Genomic DNA, 13,020 nt, shown 5'->3' with positions numbered 1-13,020 from the left:
GAATGCGCCCATCCGCATCCAGGAAAGCCCGCCCGCCAGGTCCCACCTGCGGGCGCTTTCTTTTTGGGGAGAAGCAAAGCGATATGAAGGCGCGAATCATTCGCGTTTGATCGGCTGGTGCCGTCGGCGCACGATATGGAACTCTCAAGAAAAAGGAGTGAGACAGTGCCTGCCCACCAGTCGCCAGTTCACCGCCTAGCGCCGGCACACCCCAACGGTCCCTCACTGTCGCTCGCCCCGGGCCTGGTCGCATCGTTTGAAACAGCCACCAGCCATGAGCCCACCGGACCGGAAAAGACTGCCCTGGCGCTTTGTGCCCGCTATTGCCCGCTCGCCGACGTGGGCCCGCCGTTCGGCGCCGAAACGCTGGCGTGGCGGGGCGGCGCCTACGTCTATGTCTTTGGCTGGGACAGCGACGGCAGGCGGCGGCTGTTCGAGGTGTTCAGGAGCCAGCAGGGTGCCCTGGAGCCCGTGCTGGCATTCCAGTACCCCGTTCCGCTGCGGAAACTGTTCCGGCACGACCTGGATCCGCTATACAGCGATCGACGCTGAAATCCCGGGTACAGCTTTTGGCATGCGCGGCGGTCCCAACTACGTGCCGAGGTGCCGCGCGACGGCCTGCGCCACTTCCTCAGCATCCCGGTAGTTTTGTTCAGGTATGCCCAGCAGGGCGTCCACGATCGCGTCATCCGCGTCGTTGTCGCGCGCGGTGGAAACCAGCGCGCCGCGCGTCGCGGGATAGTCCAGGCCGCGCAATGCCTGCTCGAGGGCGGCCGGATCCCATCGATCCGTGCGCGGCTTTCCTTGCGGATGCTTGTGATTGGCCATGGCCGATCTCCGATAGGTTGCGTCGAACGCGCGTGCGCCCGATGCGGAATCTCGAAACGCAAGGCACATGCCATGGCGCAATCGCGCCGGGTACGGCGCTGCCGGCGTCTTTCACGCAGCACTCCACCGCGCGCGCCGTCCGCACATACCCCTAATTGACGGTAAAGTTTATGTGCGTAAAATAAAATTCATAACTATGAATAAAAGCAGGTGCGGCCTCGATACCGTCACCGCTTCCGCCACCGCCATCCAGGAGACACCCCGATGCAACCGAATCCGCGCCGCCGTCTGATGCTGTGCGCCGCCGTGCTGAGCACGATGCCCGCGCTGGCCTGGGCCGACAGCTACCCCAGCAAGCCGATCCGCATGGTGGTGCCGTTCGCCCCCGGCGGCGCCACCGACGTGGTGGCGCGGCTGATTTCGCAGAAGCTGGGCGAGGCGCTGAAGCAGTCGGTGGTGGTGGAGAACCGTCCCGGCGCCAACGGCATCATCGGCACCGACGTGGTGGCGCGCGCGGCGCCCGACGGCTATACGCTGCTGCTCAATACCGCCGGCGCGCAGACCCTTAGCCCGGTGCTGTACAAGGCCGGCTATGAGCCGCTGAAAAGCTTCGCGCCGATCTCGCAGATCAGCAATATCGGCTTCGTGATGGTGGTGCACCCGTCGGTGCCGGCCAAGACCGTGCAGGAGTTCGTCGCGCTGGCCAAGGCGAAGTCCCGGCCGCTGAGCCTGTCGGCCGGCAGCAGCATGATCGAGCTGATCGGCGCCACCTTCAAGAGCGCGGCGGGCACGCCCGACGTGGTCAGCGTGTCGTACCGCGGCACCGGCCCGCAGATGCAGGCGGTGGTCTCGGGCGAGGTCGACATGACCATCGACCCGTTCAACGGCATGGCGATGATCAAGGCCGGCAAGCTGCGCCCGCTGGCGGTGTTCGCGTCCAGGCGCTCGCCCGCGCTGCCCGATGTCCCGACCATGCAGGAGGCCGGTTTCGACGGCATGGCGTTCAACTCGTGGGCCGGCCTGCTGGCCCCGGCCGGCACGCCCAAGGAGATCGTCACGCGGCTGAACCAGGAGATGAACCGCATCCTGGCGCAGCCGGAGATCAAGCAGCGGCTGGCCGCGATCGACTACGAGGTGGTGGGCGGCACCCCGGAACAGTTCGCCGCCACCATTGCAGAGGACGCGGCAAGGTGGGCAAAGATCGTCAAGGATACGAACTACAAGGCGGGCTCCTGAGCCTTCACGGCATCGCCGTCGCCTGCCGCACCAGCCAGTTGCGGAACGCGCGCGCGGCGGCGGGTTCCATGCGGTCGCGCGGCCATACGGCGTAGTAGCCGCCGCCCAGGCTGGCGCTGGCGTCGCAGGCGCGCACCAGCAGGCCGTCGCGCAGGCAGGCGTCGATCATGTGGCGCCAGCCCAGCGCGATGCCCTGGCCCTCCATGGCCAGCTGCAGCAAGATCGGATACTGGTTCGAAGTCAGCACGTTGCGCGGCGTGACGTCGGGCAGTCCCTGATGGGCCAGCCAGGTCTGCCACGACATCCACTGGCGCTGGCCGTCGTCGAGCATCAGCAGGGTCTCTCCGGCCAGGTCGGATGGCACCAGAGTGCGCCCGCCCAGATAGCCGGGGGTGCAGACCGGGAACACTTCCTCGCCGTATAGCCGGCGCGCGGCCAGCCCGGGCGGCGGGCCTTCGCGCAGGTAATACAGGCCGATGTCGAACTCCGCCGGCGACAGCGCCGACAGGCTGTCGTTGACGGTCAGGCGCAACTGGATCTCGGGGTGGACGGCGCGGAACGACGCCAGCCGCGGCGTCAGCCACAGCACCGCGACGCCGCTGGAGCAGGCCACCGTCAGCGCGGTGTGGCTGCGCACCTTCATCACGTCTTCGGTGGCCTCGGCGCAGCCGACCAGCAGGCGCTGCACCACCTCGGCATAGCGTTGCCCGCTGACGGTCAGCCGCAGCGCGCGCGGCTCGCGGATAAACAGCTTGCGCCCCAGGAAGCGTTCCAGCTGCGCCACCTGGCGGCTGATCGCGCTCTGCGTCAGGTGCAGTTCGGCCGCGGCGCGGGTAAAGCTGCCGTGCCGCATCGCGGCTTCGAAAGCAACCAGGTTGGGCAGGGGCGGGAGCGGGGAAATGCGCATGGAGGCGTCCGGGCCGGGGATGCCGCCATGATAGACCGCCGGCACGTGCCGGCGGGAGGGGCAGAAGGAACGCGCCACCCGTGGCATCCGGGTGGCGGCAGCCGGCTCAGCCGGCGCGGCGGTGGATACGGCCCGCCTGCATCACCACGCTCAGGCGTTCGCCCTGGCCGGCGATCAGGCTGATGTCGGCGAGCGGGTTGCCATCGACCAGCAGCAGGTCGGCCAGCGCGCCGGCACGCGTGGTGCCCAGTTCGCCCTCGCGCTGCAGGATGGCCGCAGCGATCGAGGTGGCAGAGCGGATCGCTTCCAGGTTGCCCAGCAGTTCGGCGCGGATGCGAAACTCGTCGGCCTGGTGGTCGTGCATCTCGCCGAGCAGGTCGGAGCCATAGCCCATCGGCACGCCGGCATCGGCGTAGAGCCGCAGCGAGTCGCGGCCGGCCTGGCGCACGGTCTCGATCTTGGCCACCGATTCGGCCGGCAGGCCCAGGCGGGCGCCGTCGCGCGCCAGCGCGTCGTAGGTAACCAGCGTCGGCACGACAAAGGCGCCGTGCCTGCGCATCTCGTCGGCGGCGGCGCGGTCGACCAGGTTGCCGTGCTCGATGGTACGTACGCCGCAGCGCACCGCGCGCGTGATAGCGCGACCGGTGTAGGCGTGGGCCATCACGTAGGTCTGCGCAGCCTCGGCCTCGGCGACGATGGCGCGGATCTCGTCCTCGCTGTACTGGGTGTTGCCGATCGGGTCGGTCGGTGACGCCACGCCGCCCGACGCCATGATCTTGATCTGGGTCGCGCCCTTCTGGATTTCTTCGCGCACTGCCAGCCGCACCGCGTCGACGCCGTCGACTACGCGCGCAATGGCGCCGGCACGGAAGGCGCACGAGCAGGGCTCGAGCACATCGGAGCGCGGACGGAAGTCGCCATGGCCGCCGGTCTGCGACAGCGCCTTGCCCGAGGCAAAGATGCGCGGGCCCGGCACCAGCCCGGTGGCCACCGCCTGCGACAGGCCCCAGTCGGCGCCGCCGGCATCGCGCACGGTGGTAAAGCCGCGCTCCAGCATGCGCTGCATGATCGGCAGGGCACGGATCGCGACCAGCACATTGGGCTGCACCGCGTTCAGGCCGAGGTTGGCCAGCGACGCCAGCACGTGCACGTGGCAGTCGATCAGGCCGGGCATCACGGTCTTGCCCCGCGCGTCGATGCGCTGGGCATGCGGCGCGTCGATGGCGGGACCGACCGCTGCGATGCGCTCGCCTTCTACCAGCACGTCGTGGCCGCGCAGCAACTCGCCCGTGCCGGGTTCGAGCACATCGCCGCCGTGGAAGAGGATCTGGGTGTACTGGGACATGTCAGCGTTGTTGCAGGTAAGAAGGTTCGCGCACGAAGCGGGTGCCGACCAGGCTGATGGCGGCGGCGATCATCACGTAGATGGCCGGCGCCATGCTGCTGCCCGTGGTGGCGATCAGCCAGGTGATGATGAACGAGGCAAAACCGCCGAAGATCGTCACCGCGAAGTTGTAGGCCACCGACAGGCCGGTCGACAGCACGCGCGCCGGGAACAGCTCGGAGAAGGCTGCCAGGATCGGGCCGGTATAGGTGGCGATCAGCACCCCGAACACCAGCTGGAACACCAGCAGCGAGGCCAGGCCCGGCACGTGGTTGATATACGCGAACATCGGCCACGCCAGCACCAGGATCAGCAGCGCCGAGCCGCTCAGCAGCACGCGCCGGCCGATGCGGTCGGCCAGCAGCCCCACCAGCGGCGCGAACACCATGATGGCGCAGCCGCCCGCCATGCCGGCGACGAAGCCGTCGGCCTGCGGCACCTTCAGCACCTTGACCGCGTAGGTCGGCATGTAGAACAGCAGCACATAAGTGCACACGGTCCACAGGATCACCATCGAGAAGCTGGCCGTGGTCTCGCGCGGATAGGCCTGGAAGATTTCCTTTAGCGGCGAATCGGCGCGCTCGGCGGTATCGCGGAAGGCCGGGGTCTCGTCCAGGTGGTGGCGGATGTAGTAGCCCACCGGGCCGATCACGATGCCCAGCAGGAAGGGCAGGCGCCAGCCCCAGCTGTTCAGTGCCTCGGGGCTCAGCGAGCTGGTGACAAAGGTGCCCACCGCTGCGCCCAGCAGGACCGCCACGCCAATGCTGGCCTGGATCCAGCTGGAGTAGTAGGCGCGCTGGCGTGCCGGTGCGTACTCGGTCAGGAAGGCGGTGGCGCCGCCCATTTCGCCGCCGGCGGAGAAGCCTTGCATCAGCCGCGCCACCACGATCAGCAACGGGGCGAAGATGCCGATCTGGTCATAGGTCGGGGCAATGCCGATCAGCGTGGTGCCCACCGCCATCAGCAGGATGGTCAGCGACAGCGCCGCCTTGCGCCCGACACGGTCGGCGTAGACGCCAAGCACGATGCCGCCCACCGGGCGCATGAAGAAGCCCACGCCGAAGGTGGCCACGGCCAGCAGCAGCGAGCTGAGGTCGTTGCCGGTGGGGAAGAACAGCCTGGCGATGATGACCGCGAAGAAGCTGTACACGGTGAAATCGAACCACTCCAGGCCGTTGCCGATCACCGTGGCGATGATGGCGCGGCGGCGCTGGCTGGGCTGGATCGCGGGCGCCGCCTGGGTCGGCGGCGTATAGGGCGCGCTCGTTGGCGCAGCACTGTTTGGCATTGGGGTTCCTCCTCTGTGGCACCTGCCGGGGGCATGGGCCGGTCGCTGGTCCGCGCCCGGCCGGGCAGGTGGTGCTGCGATGTTAGGAGAGGGCGGCCGGCGCACGGTAGCGAAATCTCCGCATGCCGCCATGCGCGCGGCGCATGGGTCGGGTTGACCATGCCGTGGGCCCGGATTACACTGCGCCCCGTTCCAACCAACGGAGCTATCCGTGGACAGTTGTCCCAGTCCTTCTCGCGCAACGGGAGTTTCCCCGGCTGCGCCGGCGCACTGAGACACTGCGGTCTTTCGCTGCAGTGCCGCCGCCCGGCGCTGCCACGCCCCCATGCGGCCAGGCGCACGCTTGAGCCCGCCGGTGCCAGACCTCCCTTGCTGCCTTTCGATGTCTTGTCATGGCCCGCGCGTATCGTCGCCGGCCATATGGCTATATTTGCTCAGGAGGTTGCCATGGTGTGGCACCAGTTCTTCGTACGCGTGGCCGCGCTGGCCATCGTGGCCGCGGCCTGCCGGCCGGCGCTGGCGGCGCGGCCGCTGATCACGGACGATGCCCGCATCGTCGATCCCAAGGCCTGCCAGCTGGAATCGTGGATGCAGTTCCAGTCCGGCGGCAACGAGCTGTGGGCGCTGCCCGGCTGCAATCCCACCGGCAACCTGGAGCTGACACTGGGTGGTTCGCTGCAGCGCGTCGATGGCGGCTGGGATGGCACCAACGTGCAGTTCCAGGCCAAGACGCTGCTCAAGCCGCTGGAAACCAACGGCTACGGCATCGCGCTGTCGGGCGGGGTGATCCACCATCCCGATGCCGAGCCGCGCAGAGCGGTGGGCAACCTGTATGTCAACCTGCCGGTGTCGTTCTCGTTTGCGGACGACCGCTTTGTTACGCATGTGAATGTCGGCGCCAACCGCGACACAGCAGAGCGCCAGACCCGTCTGACATGGGGCCTGGGCACCGAGACCGCGTTGCACCCGCGAGTGTTCCTGATCGCCGAGACCTTCGGCGCAAACCGTGGCAAACCGTCGTTCCAGGGCGGCTTTCGCTTCTGGGTGGTGCAGGACCGGGTCCAGGTCGACACCACCTACGGCAACGTGTTCGGCGGCGGTACCGGGGCGCGCTTCTTTACGGTGGGCTTGCGGCTGCTGTCACCGGCGTTCCTGCCGTAGCGGCCAGCAGCGCGTCCACCTCTTGCCGCAGCGGCGGATAGGCGCCGGCGCGGGTCGCCGCGATCGCCGCCGCGGCGCTGGCAAGACGTGCCTGGGCGCCGAGGTCGGCGGCGGCATCGCCAAGCACGCTGGCCATCCAGCCACCCATGGCCGCGTCGCCGCAGCCCACGGTATCTGCCACCTCAACACGCATTGCCGGCTGTTCGACCACGGCATCGCCGTGCAGCAGCGTCATGCCGTGCGCGCCGCGCGTCAGCATCACCGTTGCACCGGGCGCCATCTCGCGCACGCGGGCCAGCGCCGCGCCGGGGGCGAGCCCGGGGAACAGCCCGGCCAGGTCTTCGTCGGAGACCTTGACGTAGGCCGCCAGGCCCAGCATATGCGCCAGCACCTCGGCATAGCCGGGCGCTCGCATCAGGTCGCGGAAGTTAGGGTCGAAGGCAATGCGCTTGCCGGCGCGCGCGGCCTGCGCGGCCTCCTCGCACAGCCGTTGGGCCAGCGGCTGGCGTACCAGGCTGATCGAACCGAAGTGAATCACCTCGGCCGCCGCGCGCCAGCCGAGGGGCAGGCGTGCCGGATCGAAATGCAGGTCGGCGCTGTCGTCGCCGACAAAGAAATACCGCGGGGGATGGCGCGAGGCGACAAAGGCCAGCAACGGCGAGCGGGCCACGCGCTGCAGGAAACGGCCATCGAGGCCGGCTTCGGCGCTGGCCCGCGCCAGGTCGTCGCCGAACAGGTCCTGGCTGACGGCCCCCGCAAAGCCGGTGGCAAGGCCAAGGCGGGCGCCCACCCGCGCCACGTTCCAGCATGAGCCGCCAGGCAGGGCCAGCCAGCCGCCGTCGGCCTGCCGGACCATGTCGGTCAGGGCTTCGCCGAAGACGACATAGCGGGGAAGGGGCGTGGACATCGATGTCTCCTTGGATATAGGGTGTACGCTGCCGCGGGTCAGCATGGCACCGTGGCCCGCGCCGCGCGGGCGCGACGGATCAGCGCCGCGGTAGAGGCATCGTGCGCCGCCGCGGCGGCCGTGCCTTCCAGTTCGCGCTGGATCGGCGCCGCCAGCTTCTTGCCAAGCTCCACGCCCCATTGGTCGAAGGAGTTGATCTGCCACAGCGCGCCCTGCACGAAGGTGCGGTGCTCGGACAGTGCCAGCAGCGCGCCCAGGTGATAAGGATCCAGCCGCTGCAGCAGCAACGTGTTGCTGGGCCGGTTGCCCTCGAACACCATGTGCGGCACCAGCGCTTCGTCGCGCACGCCTTCGGCGCGCACTTCCTCGGCGGTGCGCCCTCGCAGCAGCGCCTCGCCCTGCGCAAAGCAGTTGGCCAGCAGCTTGGTATGGTGGCCAGGCAGGTCGCTGACGGGCGCCAGCGTGGCGATGAAGTCCACCGGAACCAGTTGCGAGCCCTGGTGCATCATCTGGAAGTAGGCGTGCTGCCCATTGGTGCCGGTGGTGCCCCACACCACCGCGGCCGAACCCGCGGCAAGCGCGCCACCGTCAAGCCGCACGGACTTGCCATTGCTTTCCATCTCCAGCTGCTGCAGGAAGGCCGGCAGCAGTTCCAGCGGCTCGCAGTAAGGCGCCACGCAGCGGCTGCCGGCGTCCAGGAAGCTGCGGTACCACACGTCCAGCAAGCCCAGGATCATCGGCAGGTTCCGCGCCGGCGGTGCGCTGGCGAAATGCAGGTCCATGGCGCGCGCGCCGTCCAGCAATTGCCGGAAGCGTTCGAAGCCTAGCGCCACCGCAATCGACAGGCCCACTGCCGACCACAGCGAGAAGCGCCCGCCCACCCAGTCCCAGAACGGGAACATATTGGCCGGGTCGATGCCGAATTCGGCCACCGCCTCGCGGTTGGTCGACACCGCCACGAAATGCCGCGCCAGCGCGCCACGGCTCACGCCCTGCTGCAGGTACCAGTCGCGCGCGGTGCGGGCGTTGGCCATGGTCTCCAGCGTGGTGAAGGTCTTGGAACAGACAATGACCAGCGTGGTCGCGGCATCGAGCCCGAACAGCGTGCGCGCCAGGTCACTGCCGTCGACATTGGCGACGAAATGCAGGCGCGGCCCGCCTGCTTGCGGCGCGGCCAGCGCGCGGCAGACCATGCGCGGCCCGAGGTCCGAACCGCCGATGCCGATATTGACGATGTCGGTGATCGCGCGGCCATCGAAGCCGGTCCAGGCGCCGCTGCGCACTGCCTCGGCAAAGCGTGCCATCTGCGCCAGCACGTCAGCGACTTGCGCGCCGACCGGAGCGCCCAGCGCGCGATAGCCGTCCTCCGGGTATGCACGCAGCGCAATATGCAGCGCGGCGCGGTGCTCGGTGACGTTGACCGGCTCGCCGGCGTACATGGCGTCGCGCCGCTCGGCCACGCGCGCCTGCGCGGCCAGGGCGAACAGCAGCGCGAGGGTCTCGTCGGTAGCGCGGTTCTTGGCGTAGTCCAGGGTCAGACCGCAGGCCTCGGCGGTGAAGCGCTCGACGCGCGCCGCGCCGCGGGGGCCGTCGAACCAGTCGCGCATATGGGTGCCGCGCAGCGAGTCGGCATGCGCGCGCAGGGCTTGCCAGGCGGGTAGGGAAGTGGTCATCTCGGGTGCTCCGCAATACGTGGACTACATCTCTTCATGCCAGGCCATGCCGTCGCGCGACAGCAGGGCGCTGGAGGCTGCCGGGCCCCAGGTGCCGGCGGTGTATGGCTTGGGCGGCGTGGGCGAGTTCTCCCATGTCTTCAGGATGGGCGCGACCCAGCGCCACGCCTGCACCTGTTCGTCGCGGCGCACGAACAGTCCCAGCCGGCCGCGGATCACGTCGAGCAGCAGGCGCTCGTATGCGCCCACGCGCCGCACGCGCGGCGCGGCGCTGGTCAGTTGCAGGTCGAGCGAGGCCGGAATCAGCGCCTGCGTATCGCCTGGCTGCTTGGTCAGGAAATACAGCCGGATGCTCTCTTGCGGCTGCAGCGTGATCACCAGCCGGTTGCCGGAGAAGGTCCCTGGCGGATGCGGGAACAGCGGGTGGGGCACGTCGTGGAAGTGGATCACGATCTCGGCCACGCGCGATTGCATGCGCTTGCCGGTGCGCAGGTAGAACGGCACGCCGGCCCAGCGCCAGTTGGCGATCTCGGCGCGGATGGCGACGAAGGTCTCGGTGCGGCTGTCGGGCGCGATGCCGGGCTCGCTGGCGTAGCCAGGCACCGGGTCGCCGCCCGCGGCGCCGCGCGCATACTGGCCCCGCACCACTTTCTCGGCGACGTCCTCGGGCCGGATCGGCCGCAGCGCCTTCAGAATCTTCAGCTTTTCGTCGCGGATGGCATCTTCCGACAGGCTCGTGGGCGGCTCCATCGCCACCATGCACAGCAACTGCAGCAGGTGGTTCTGCACCATGTCGCGCAGCGCGCCGATGCCGTCGTAGAAGTTGCCGCGGCGCTCAACGCCCAGCTCTTCGGCGATGGTGATCTGCACCTGGCGCACCCATTCGCGCCGCCACAGCGGTTCGAACAGCACGTTGCCGAAGCGCACCGCCATCAGGTTCTGCACCGACTCCTTGCCCAGGTAGTGGTCGATGCGGTAGATCTGGTCCTCGGCAAAATGGCGCGCCACCTCGGCATTGATGGATTCGGACGATGCCAGGTCGTGACCGAGGGGCTTCTCCAGCACGATGCGGCTGCGCTGGCCGGCCAGGCCCACGCGCGCCAGCTGCTCGCAAACAGTGGCGAACAGGTGCGGGGCCGTGGCCAGGTAGAACACCACCACCGGTGCCGCGCGCGTGTTGACCAGTTCCGCCAGCGCATCGAAGCCGGCAGCGGCGTTGGCATCCACCTGCAGGTACAGGATGCGGTCGAGAAAGGCTGGCCACGCGGCCGCTGCGGCATCGCCGGCGAGCCCCGGCAGCACTTCATCCTCAAGCATGGCCAGGTAGGCGTCGTGCGTCAGCGGCTGGCTACCCAGGGCCAGGATGCGGCCGCGCGGATGCAGCGAGCCCGCGGCGTGGGCGTCGAACAGCGCCGGCAGCAGCTTGCGCCGCGCCAGGTCGCCGGTGGCGCCGAACAATACGAAATCGAACTCCGGTGCAGGTTCAGGCACCGAAGCGCCGGCAGGGTGGCTAGCCATCATGGATCAAGCAAAAGGATGAGTGGAGCAAGGACCGGCCATGCCGCTCAGCGCGGCGTGGCCCAGCCCTTGTACTGGCCGACATTGGCGCGCGTCACCAGCGTCGACGGTAGCAGCACGGTCGGGTTGGGCGGGCGCTGGCCGTTCATCATGCCCACGCCCAGCTGCACCGCGGTGCGGGCGATGGCCCACGGGTCCTGGCTGGCCGAGGCCTGCACCAGCGTGTCGGCCTTCAACGCGGCCTCGATGTCCGGCGCGCCGTCGACCGAGGCAATCAGGATGCCGCGGCGGTTGAGCTGGCGCGCGGCCAGGTCGGCGCCCACGGCCTGCGGGTCGTTGATGGTGAAGACCGCATCCACCCTGGGAAAGCGCGTCAGGTACAGCTGCATCACGTTCAGGCCGCCTTCGCGCGAGCCCTTGGCATCCTGGTCGTCGGACAGCAGGCGGATCCCGGGGTGACGTGCCAGCACCGTCTTGCAGCCCCTGACGCGGTCCAGCACCGCCGACACCGGCGGACCGTTCTGGATGATGACGTTGCCGCGCCCCTTGAGCCGGTCGGCGATGAAACCGCAGGCCAGCTCGCCGGCCTGGGTGTTGTCGGTCTGCACCGTGGCATCGGCGCCGGCCGCGGCCACGTCGACCGCGACCACCACGATGCCCGCCTTGCGGGCCTTGCGCACCGCCGGCTCGATGGCGCGCGCGTCGGCGGCGTTGATCAGGATCAGGTCGACGCCGGCAACGATAAAGCTGTCGATATGCGTGAACTGCTTGTTCAGGTCATAGTCCGCCGACAGCACGGTGACCTTGACTTGCGGGTTCACCTGCCGGGCGGCGGTCTCGGCACCGCGTGCCAGTGCGACGAAGTACGGGTTGCCCAGCGAGCCCAGCGTTACGCCGACTTTCCTGAGGAGGCGTTGCGTGGCGGGCGCATCGGAAGCCGGCGCGGCCGGCGCCAGCGCCTGGGCCATGGCCGGGGCCGAGCACAGTGCCGCCAGAGCGCCGGCGGCCATGGCTTTGAGGATGGGTTGAATCACGCTATGTCTCCGGTGCGGCAGCGTTTCAGGTACGGGCCGAGCCCTTCTGGCGGTAGCGGTCGAGCGCGACCGCGCCGATGATCACCAGGCCCTTGACGATGTATTGCCAGATATCCGACACCCCCAGCAGGATCAGCCCGTTGGACAGCACCGCGATGATGAGCGCGCCCACCAGCGTGCCGGCGATCGATCCGACTCCGCCGACAAAGCTGGTGCCGCCCAGGATCACCGCCGCGATTGCGTCCAGTTCATAGGACTGGCCCAGCTGCAGCCCGTTGGCCGCGTACAGCCGCGACGCCGACATCACGCCGCCCAGCCCCGACAGCAGGCCGGACATCGCGTAGACGAACAGCAGCACCGCCCAGACCTTGATGCCGGACAGACGCGCGGCCTCGGCATTGCCGCCGACCGCGTAGATCTGCAGCCCCAGCACCGTGCGCCGCAGCACCAGCCATGACAGCGCCACCACCGCACCCGCGATCACCACCAACCACGGCACGCCGAACAGGTTGCCATTGCCAATGAAGGCGAACGTGATCTCCGGGTTGTAGACCGTGCTGTCGTTGCCGACCAGCCGCGCCAGCCCGCGCACCGCGGTCAGGCTGCCCAGCGTCACGATGAACGGCGGCAGCTTCATGAATGCGATCAGCGCGCCGTTGACCAGGCCAAACAGCAGCCCGCACATCAGCGCCACCGGTACGCTAAGCGCCGCGAGCTGCGGCATCAGCGACACCAGCATCGCCACTACCGCCGATACCGACAGGATCGATCCCACCGACAAGTCGATGCCGCCAGTCAGGATCACGAAGGTCATGCCGGCGGCCAGCACCAGGTTGATCGATGCCTGCTGGGCGATGATCGACAGGTTCTGCAGGCTGGCGAAGTTCTCGGTCAGCAGCGTGAAGCCAAGGCACAGCAGCACCAGCACCGGCAGCATGCCAAGGGCGCGCAGGCGTTCCTGCGTGGAGGCGCGTGCCGCGGTGCGCGCCAGGGGGGCGGCGTGGGCCGCGGAGGAAAGTGGATTGCTGGGATTGCGCATCAGTGTCTCCTGTTGCTGCGAGGCGGCAGGCCGCCCCTGCTCAAC

12 protein-coding genes are annotated in these 13,020 nt (G+C 68.9%); 3 read left to right on the top strand and 9 right to left on the bottom strand.

All coding sequences use genetic code 11. The annotated features are described in order from the left end of the window. Positions 1-165 precede the first annotated feature (165 nt). The gene (locus tag ACEI37_RS01110) at positions 166-552 is read left to right on the top strand and encodes a hypothetical protein (RefSeq protein WP_373376924.1); all 387 of its coding nucleotides are present in this window, start codon (positions 166-168) and stop codon (positions 550-552) included. Positions 553-591: 39 nt separating this feature from the next. On the opposite strand, the gene ACEI37_RS01105 is transcribed toward ACEI37_RS01110, so the two are convergent. Beyond that, on the bottom strand, positions 592-828 hold the full coding sequence (locus tag ACEI37_RS01105) for a DUF2795 domain-containing protein (RefSeq protein WP_373376923.1): 237 nt from the start codon (positions 826-828) through the stop codon (positions 592-594). A gap of 264 nt (positions 829-1,092) precedes the next feature. Here ACEI37_RS01105 and ACEI37_RS01100 point away from each other — a divergent pair, with 264 nt between their 5' ends. Continuing rightward, on the top strand, positions 1,093-2,064 hold the full coding sequence (locus ACEI37_RS01100; RefSeq protein WP_373376922.1) for a Bug family tripartite tricarboxylate transporter substrate binding protein: 972 nt from the start codon (positions 1,093-1,095) through the stop codon (positions 2,062-2,064). A 4-nt stretch (positions 2,065-2,068) separates the two neighbouring features. Here ACEI37_RS01100 and ACEI37_RS01095 read toward each other — a convergent pair whose 3' ends face one another. The 3 genes from ACEI37_RS01095 to ACEI37_RS01085 form a co-directional block, all read right to left on the bottom strand. Beyond that, positions 2,069-2,971: a LysR substrate-binding domain-containing protein gene (locus ACEI37_RS01095; protein WP_373376921.1), complete on the bottom strand. Its 903-nt coding sequence runs from the start codon at positions 2,969-2,971 to the stop codon at positions 2,069-2,071. 106 nt (positions 2,972-3,077) lie between these two features. Further along, on the bottom strand, positions 3,078-4,316 hold the full coding sequence (locus ACEI37_RS01090; protein WP_373376920.1) for an amidohydrolase family protein: 1,239 nt from the start codon (positions 4,314-4,316) through the stop codon (positions 3,078-3,080). 1 nt (position 4,317) lies between these two features. After that, on the bottom strand, positions 4,318-5,643 hold the full coding sequence (locus ACEI37_RS01085) for an MFS transporter (protein ID WP_373376919.1): 1,326 nt from the start codon (positions 5,641-5,643) through the stop codon (positions 4,318-4,320). A gap of 447 nt (positions 5,644-6,090) precedes the next feature. Here ACEI37_RS01085 and ACEI37_RS01080 point away from each other — a divergent pair, with 447 nt between their 5' ends. Next, complete coding sequence (locus ACEI37_RS01080) at positions 6,091-6,804, top strand: hypothetical protein (protein WP_373376918.1); 714 nt, start codon at positions 6,091-6,093, stop codon at positions 6,802-6,804. Here ACEI37_RS01080 and ACEI37_RS01075 read toward each other — a convergent pair. Genes ACEI37_RS01075 through ACEI37_RS01055 form a run of 5 tightly spaced genes read right to left on the bottom strand, consistent with a single transcriptional unit; the run spans position 6,761 to position 12,975 of the window. Next, positions 6,761-7,711 (bottom strand): carbohydrate kinase, encoded by a 951-nt coding sequence (locus ACEI37_RS01075; RefSeq protein ID WP_373376917.1) that lies wholly within the window; start codon positions 7,709-7,711, stop codon positions 6,761-6,763. The two genes, ACEI37_RS01080 and ACEI37_RS01075, sit on opposite strands and share 44 nt — an antisense overlap. Before the next feature lie 38 nt (positions 7,712-7,749). Beyond that, on the bottom strand, positions 7,750-9,384 hold the full coding sequence (gene pgi, locus ACEI37_RS01070; RefSeq protein WP_373376916.1) for a glucose-6-phosphate isomerase: 1,635 nt from the start codon (positions 9,382-9,384) through the stop codon (positions 7,750-7,752). 24 nt (positions 9,385-9,408) lie between these two features. After that, positions 9,409-10,905, bottom strand: coding sequence for a glucose-6-phosphate dehydrogenase (zwf, locus tag ACEI37_RS01065; protein WP_373376915.1), 1,497 nt, complete (start codon positions 10,903-10,905; stop codon positions 9,409-9,411). 44 nt (positions 10,906-10,949) lie between these two features. Next, the gene (locus tag ACEI37_RS01060; RefSeq protein WP_373377696.1) at positions 10,950-11,912 is read right to left on the bottom strand and encodes an ABC transporter substrate-binding protein; all 963 of its coding nucleotides are present in this window, start codon (positions 11,910-11,912) and stop codon (positions 10,950-10,952) included. A 49-nt stretch (positions 11,913-11,961) separates the two neighbouring features. Beyond that, a complete protein-coding gene (locus ACEI37_RS01055; protein ID WP_373376914.1) occupies positions 11,962-12,975 on the bottom strand; it encodes a ribose ABC transporter permease in 1,014 nt (337 codons plus the stop codon). Positions 12,976-13,020: the final 45 nt, after the last annotated feature.

The organism is Cupriavidus nantongensis (assembly GCF_041726985.1).
In the GTDB taxonomy this organism is placed as follows: domain Bacteria; phylum Pseudomonadota; class Gammaproteobacteria; order Burkholderiales; family Burkholderiaceae; genus Cupriavidus; species Cupriavidus nantongensis_A.
This window is presented reverse-complemented; position numbering and strand designations above follow the sequence as displayed.

Excerpts from the sequence above, each read along its gene's own strand:
- ACEI37_RS01105 (WP_373376923.1), bottom strand. The coding sequence starts at position 828 with ATGGCCAATCACAAGCATCCGCAAGGAAAGCCGCGCACGGATCGATGG.
- ACEI37_RS01100 (WP_373376922.1), top strand. The coding sequence starts at position 1,093 with ATGCAACCGAATCCGCGCCGCCGTCTGATGCTGTGCGCCGCCGTGCTG.
- ACEI37_RS01095 (WP_373376921.1), bottom strand. The coding sequence starts at position 2,971 with ATGCGCATTTCCCCGCTCCCGCCCCTGCCCAACCTGGTTGCTTTCGAA.
- ACEI37_RS01090 (WP_373376920.1), bottom strand. The coding sequence starts at position 4,316 with ATGTCCCAGTACACCCAGATCCTCTTCCACGGCGGCGATGTGCTCGAA.
- ACEI37_RS01085 (WP_373376919.1), bottom strand. The coding sequence starts at position 5,643 with ATGCCAAACAGTGCTGCGCCAACGAGCGCGCCCTATACGCCGCCGACC.
- ACEI37_RS01080 (WP_373376918.1), top strand. The coding sequence starts at position 6,091 with ATGGTGTGGCACCAGTTCTTCGTACGCGTGGCCGCGCTGGCCATCGTG.
- ACEI37_RS01075 (WP_373376917.1), bottom strand. The coding sequence starts at position 7,711 with ATGTCCACGCCCCTTCCCCGCTATGTCGTCTTCGGCGAAGCCCTGACC.
- pgi (WP_373376916.1), bottom strand. The coding sequence starts at position 9,384 with ATGACCACTTCCCTACCCGCCTGGCAAGCCCTGCGCGCGCATGCCGAC.
- zwf (WP_373376915.1), bottom strand. The coding sequence starts at position 10,905 with ATGATGGCTAGCCACCCTGCCGGCGCTTCGGTGCCTGAACCTGCACCG.
- ACEI37_RS01060 (WP_373377696.1), bottom strand. The coding sequence starts at position 11,912 with ATGGCCGCCGGCGCTCTGGCGGCACTGTGCTCGGCCCCGGCCATGGCC.
- ACEI37_RS01055 (WP_373376914.1), bottom strand. The coding sequence starts at position 12,975 with ATGCGCAATCCCAGCAATCCACTTTCCTCCGCGGCCCACGCCGCCCCC.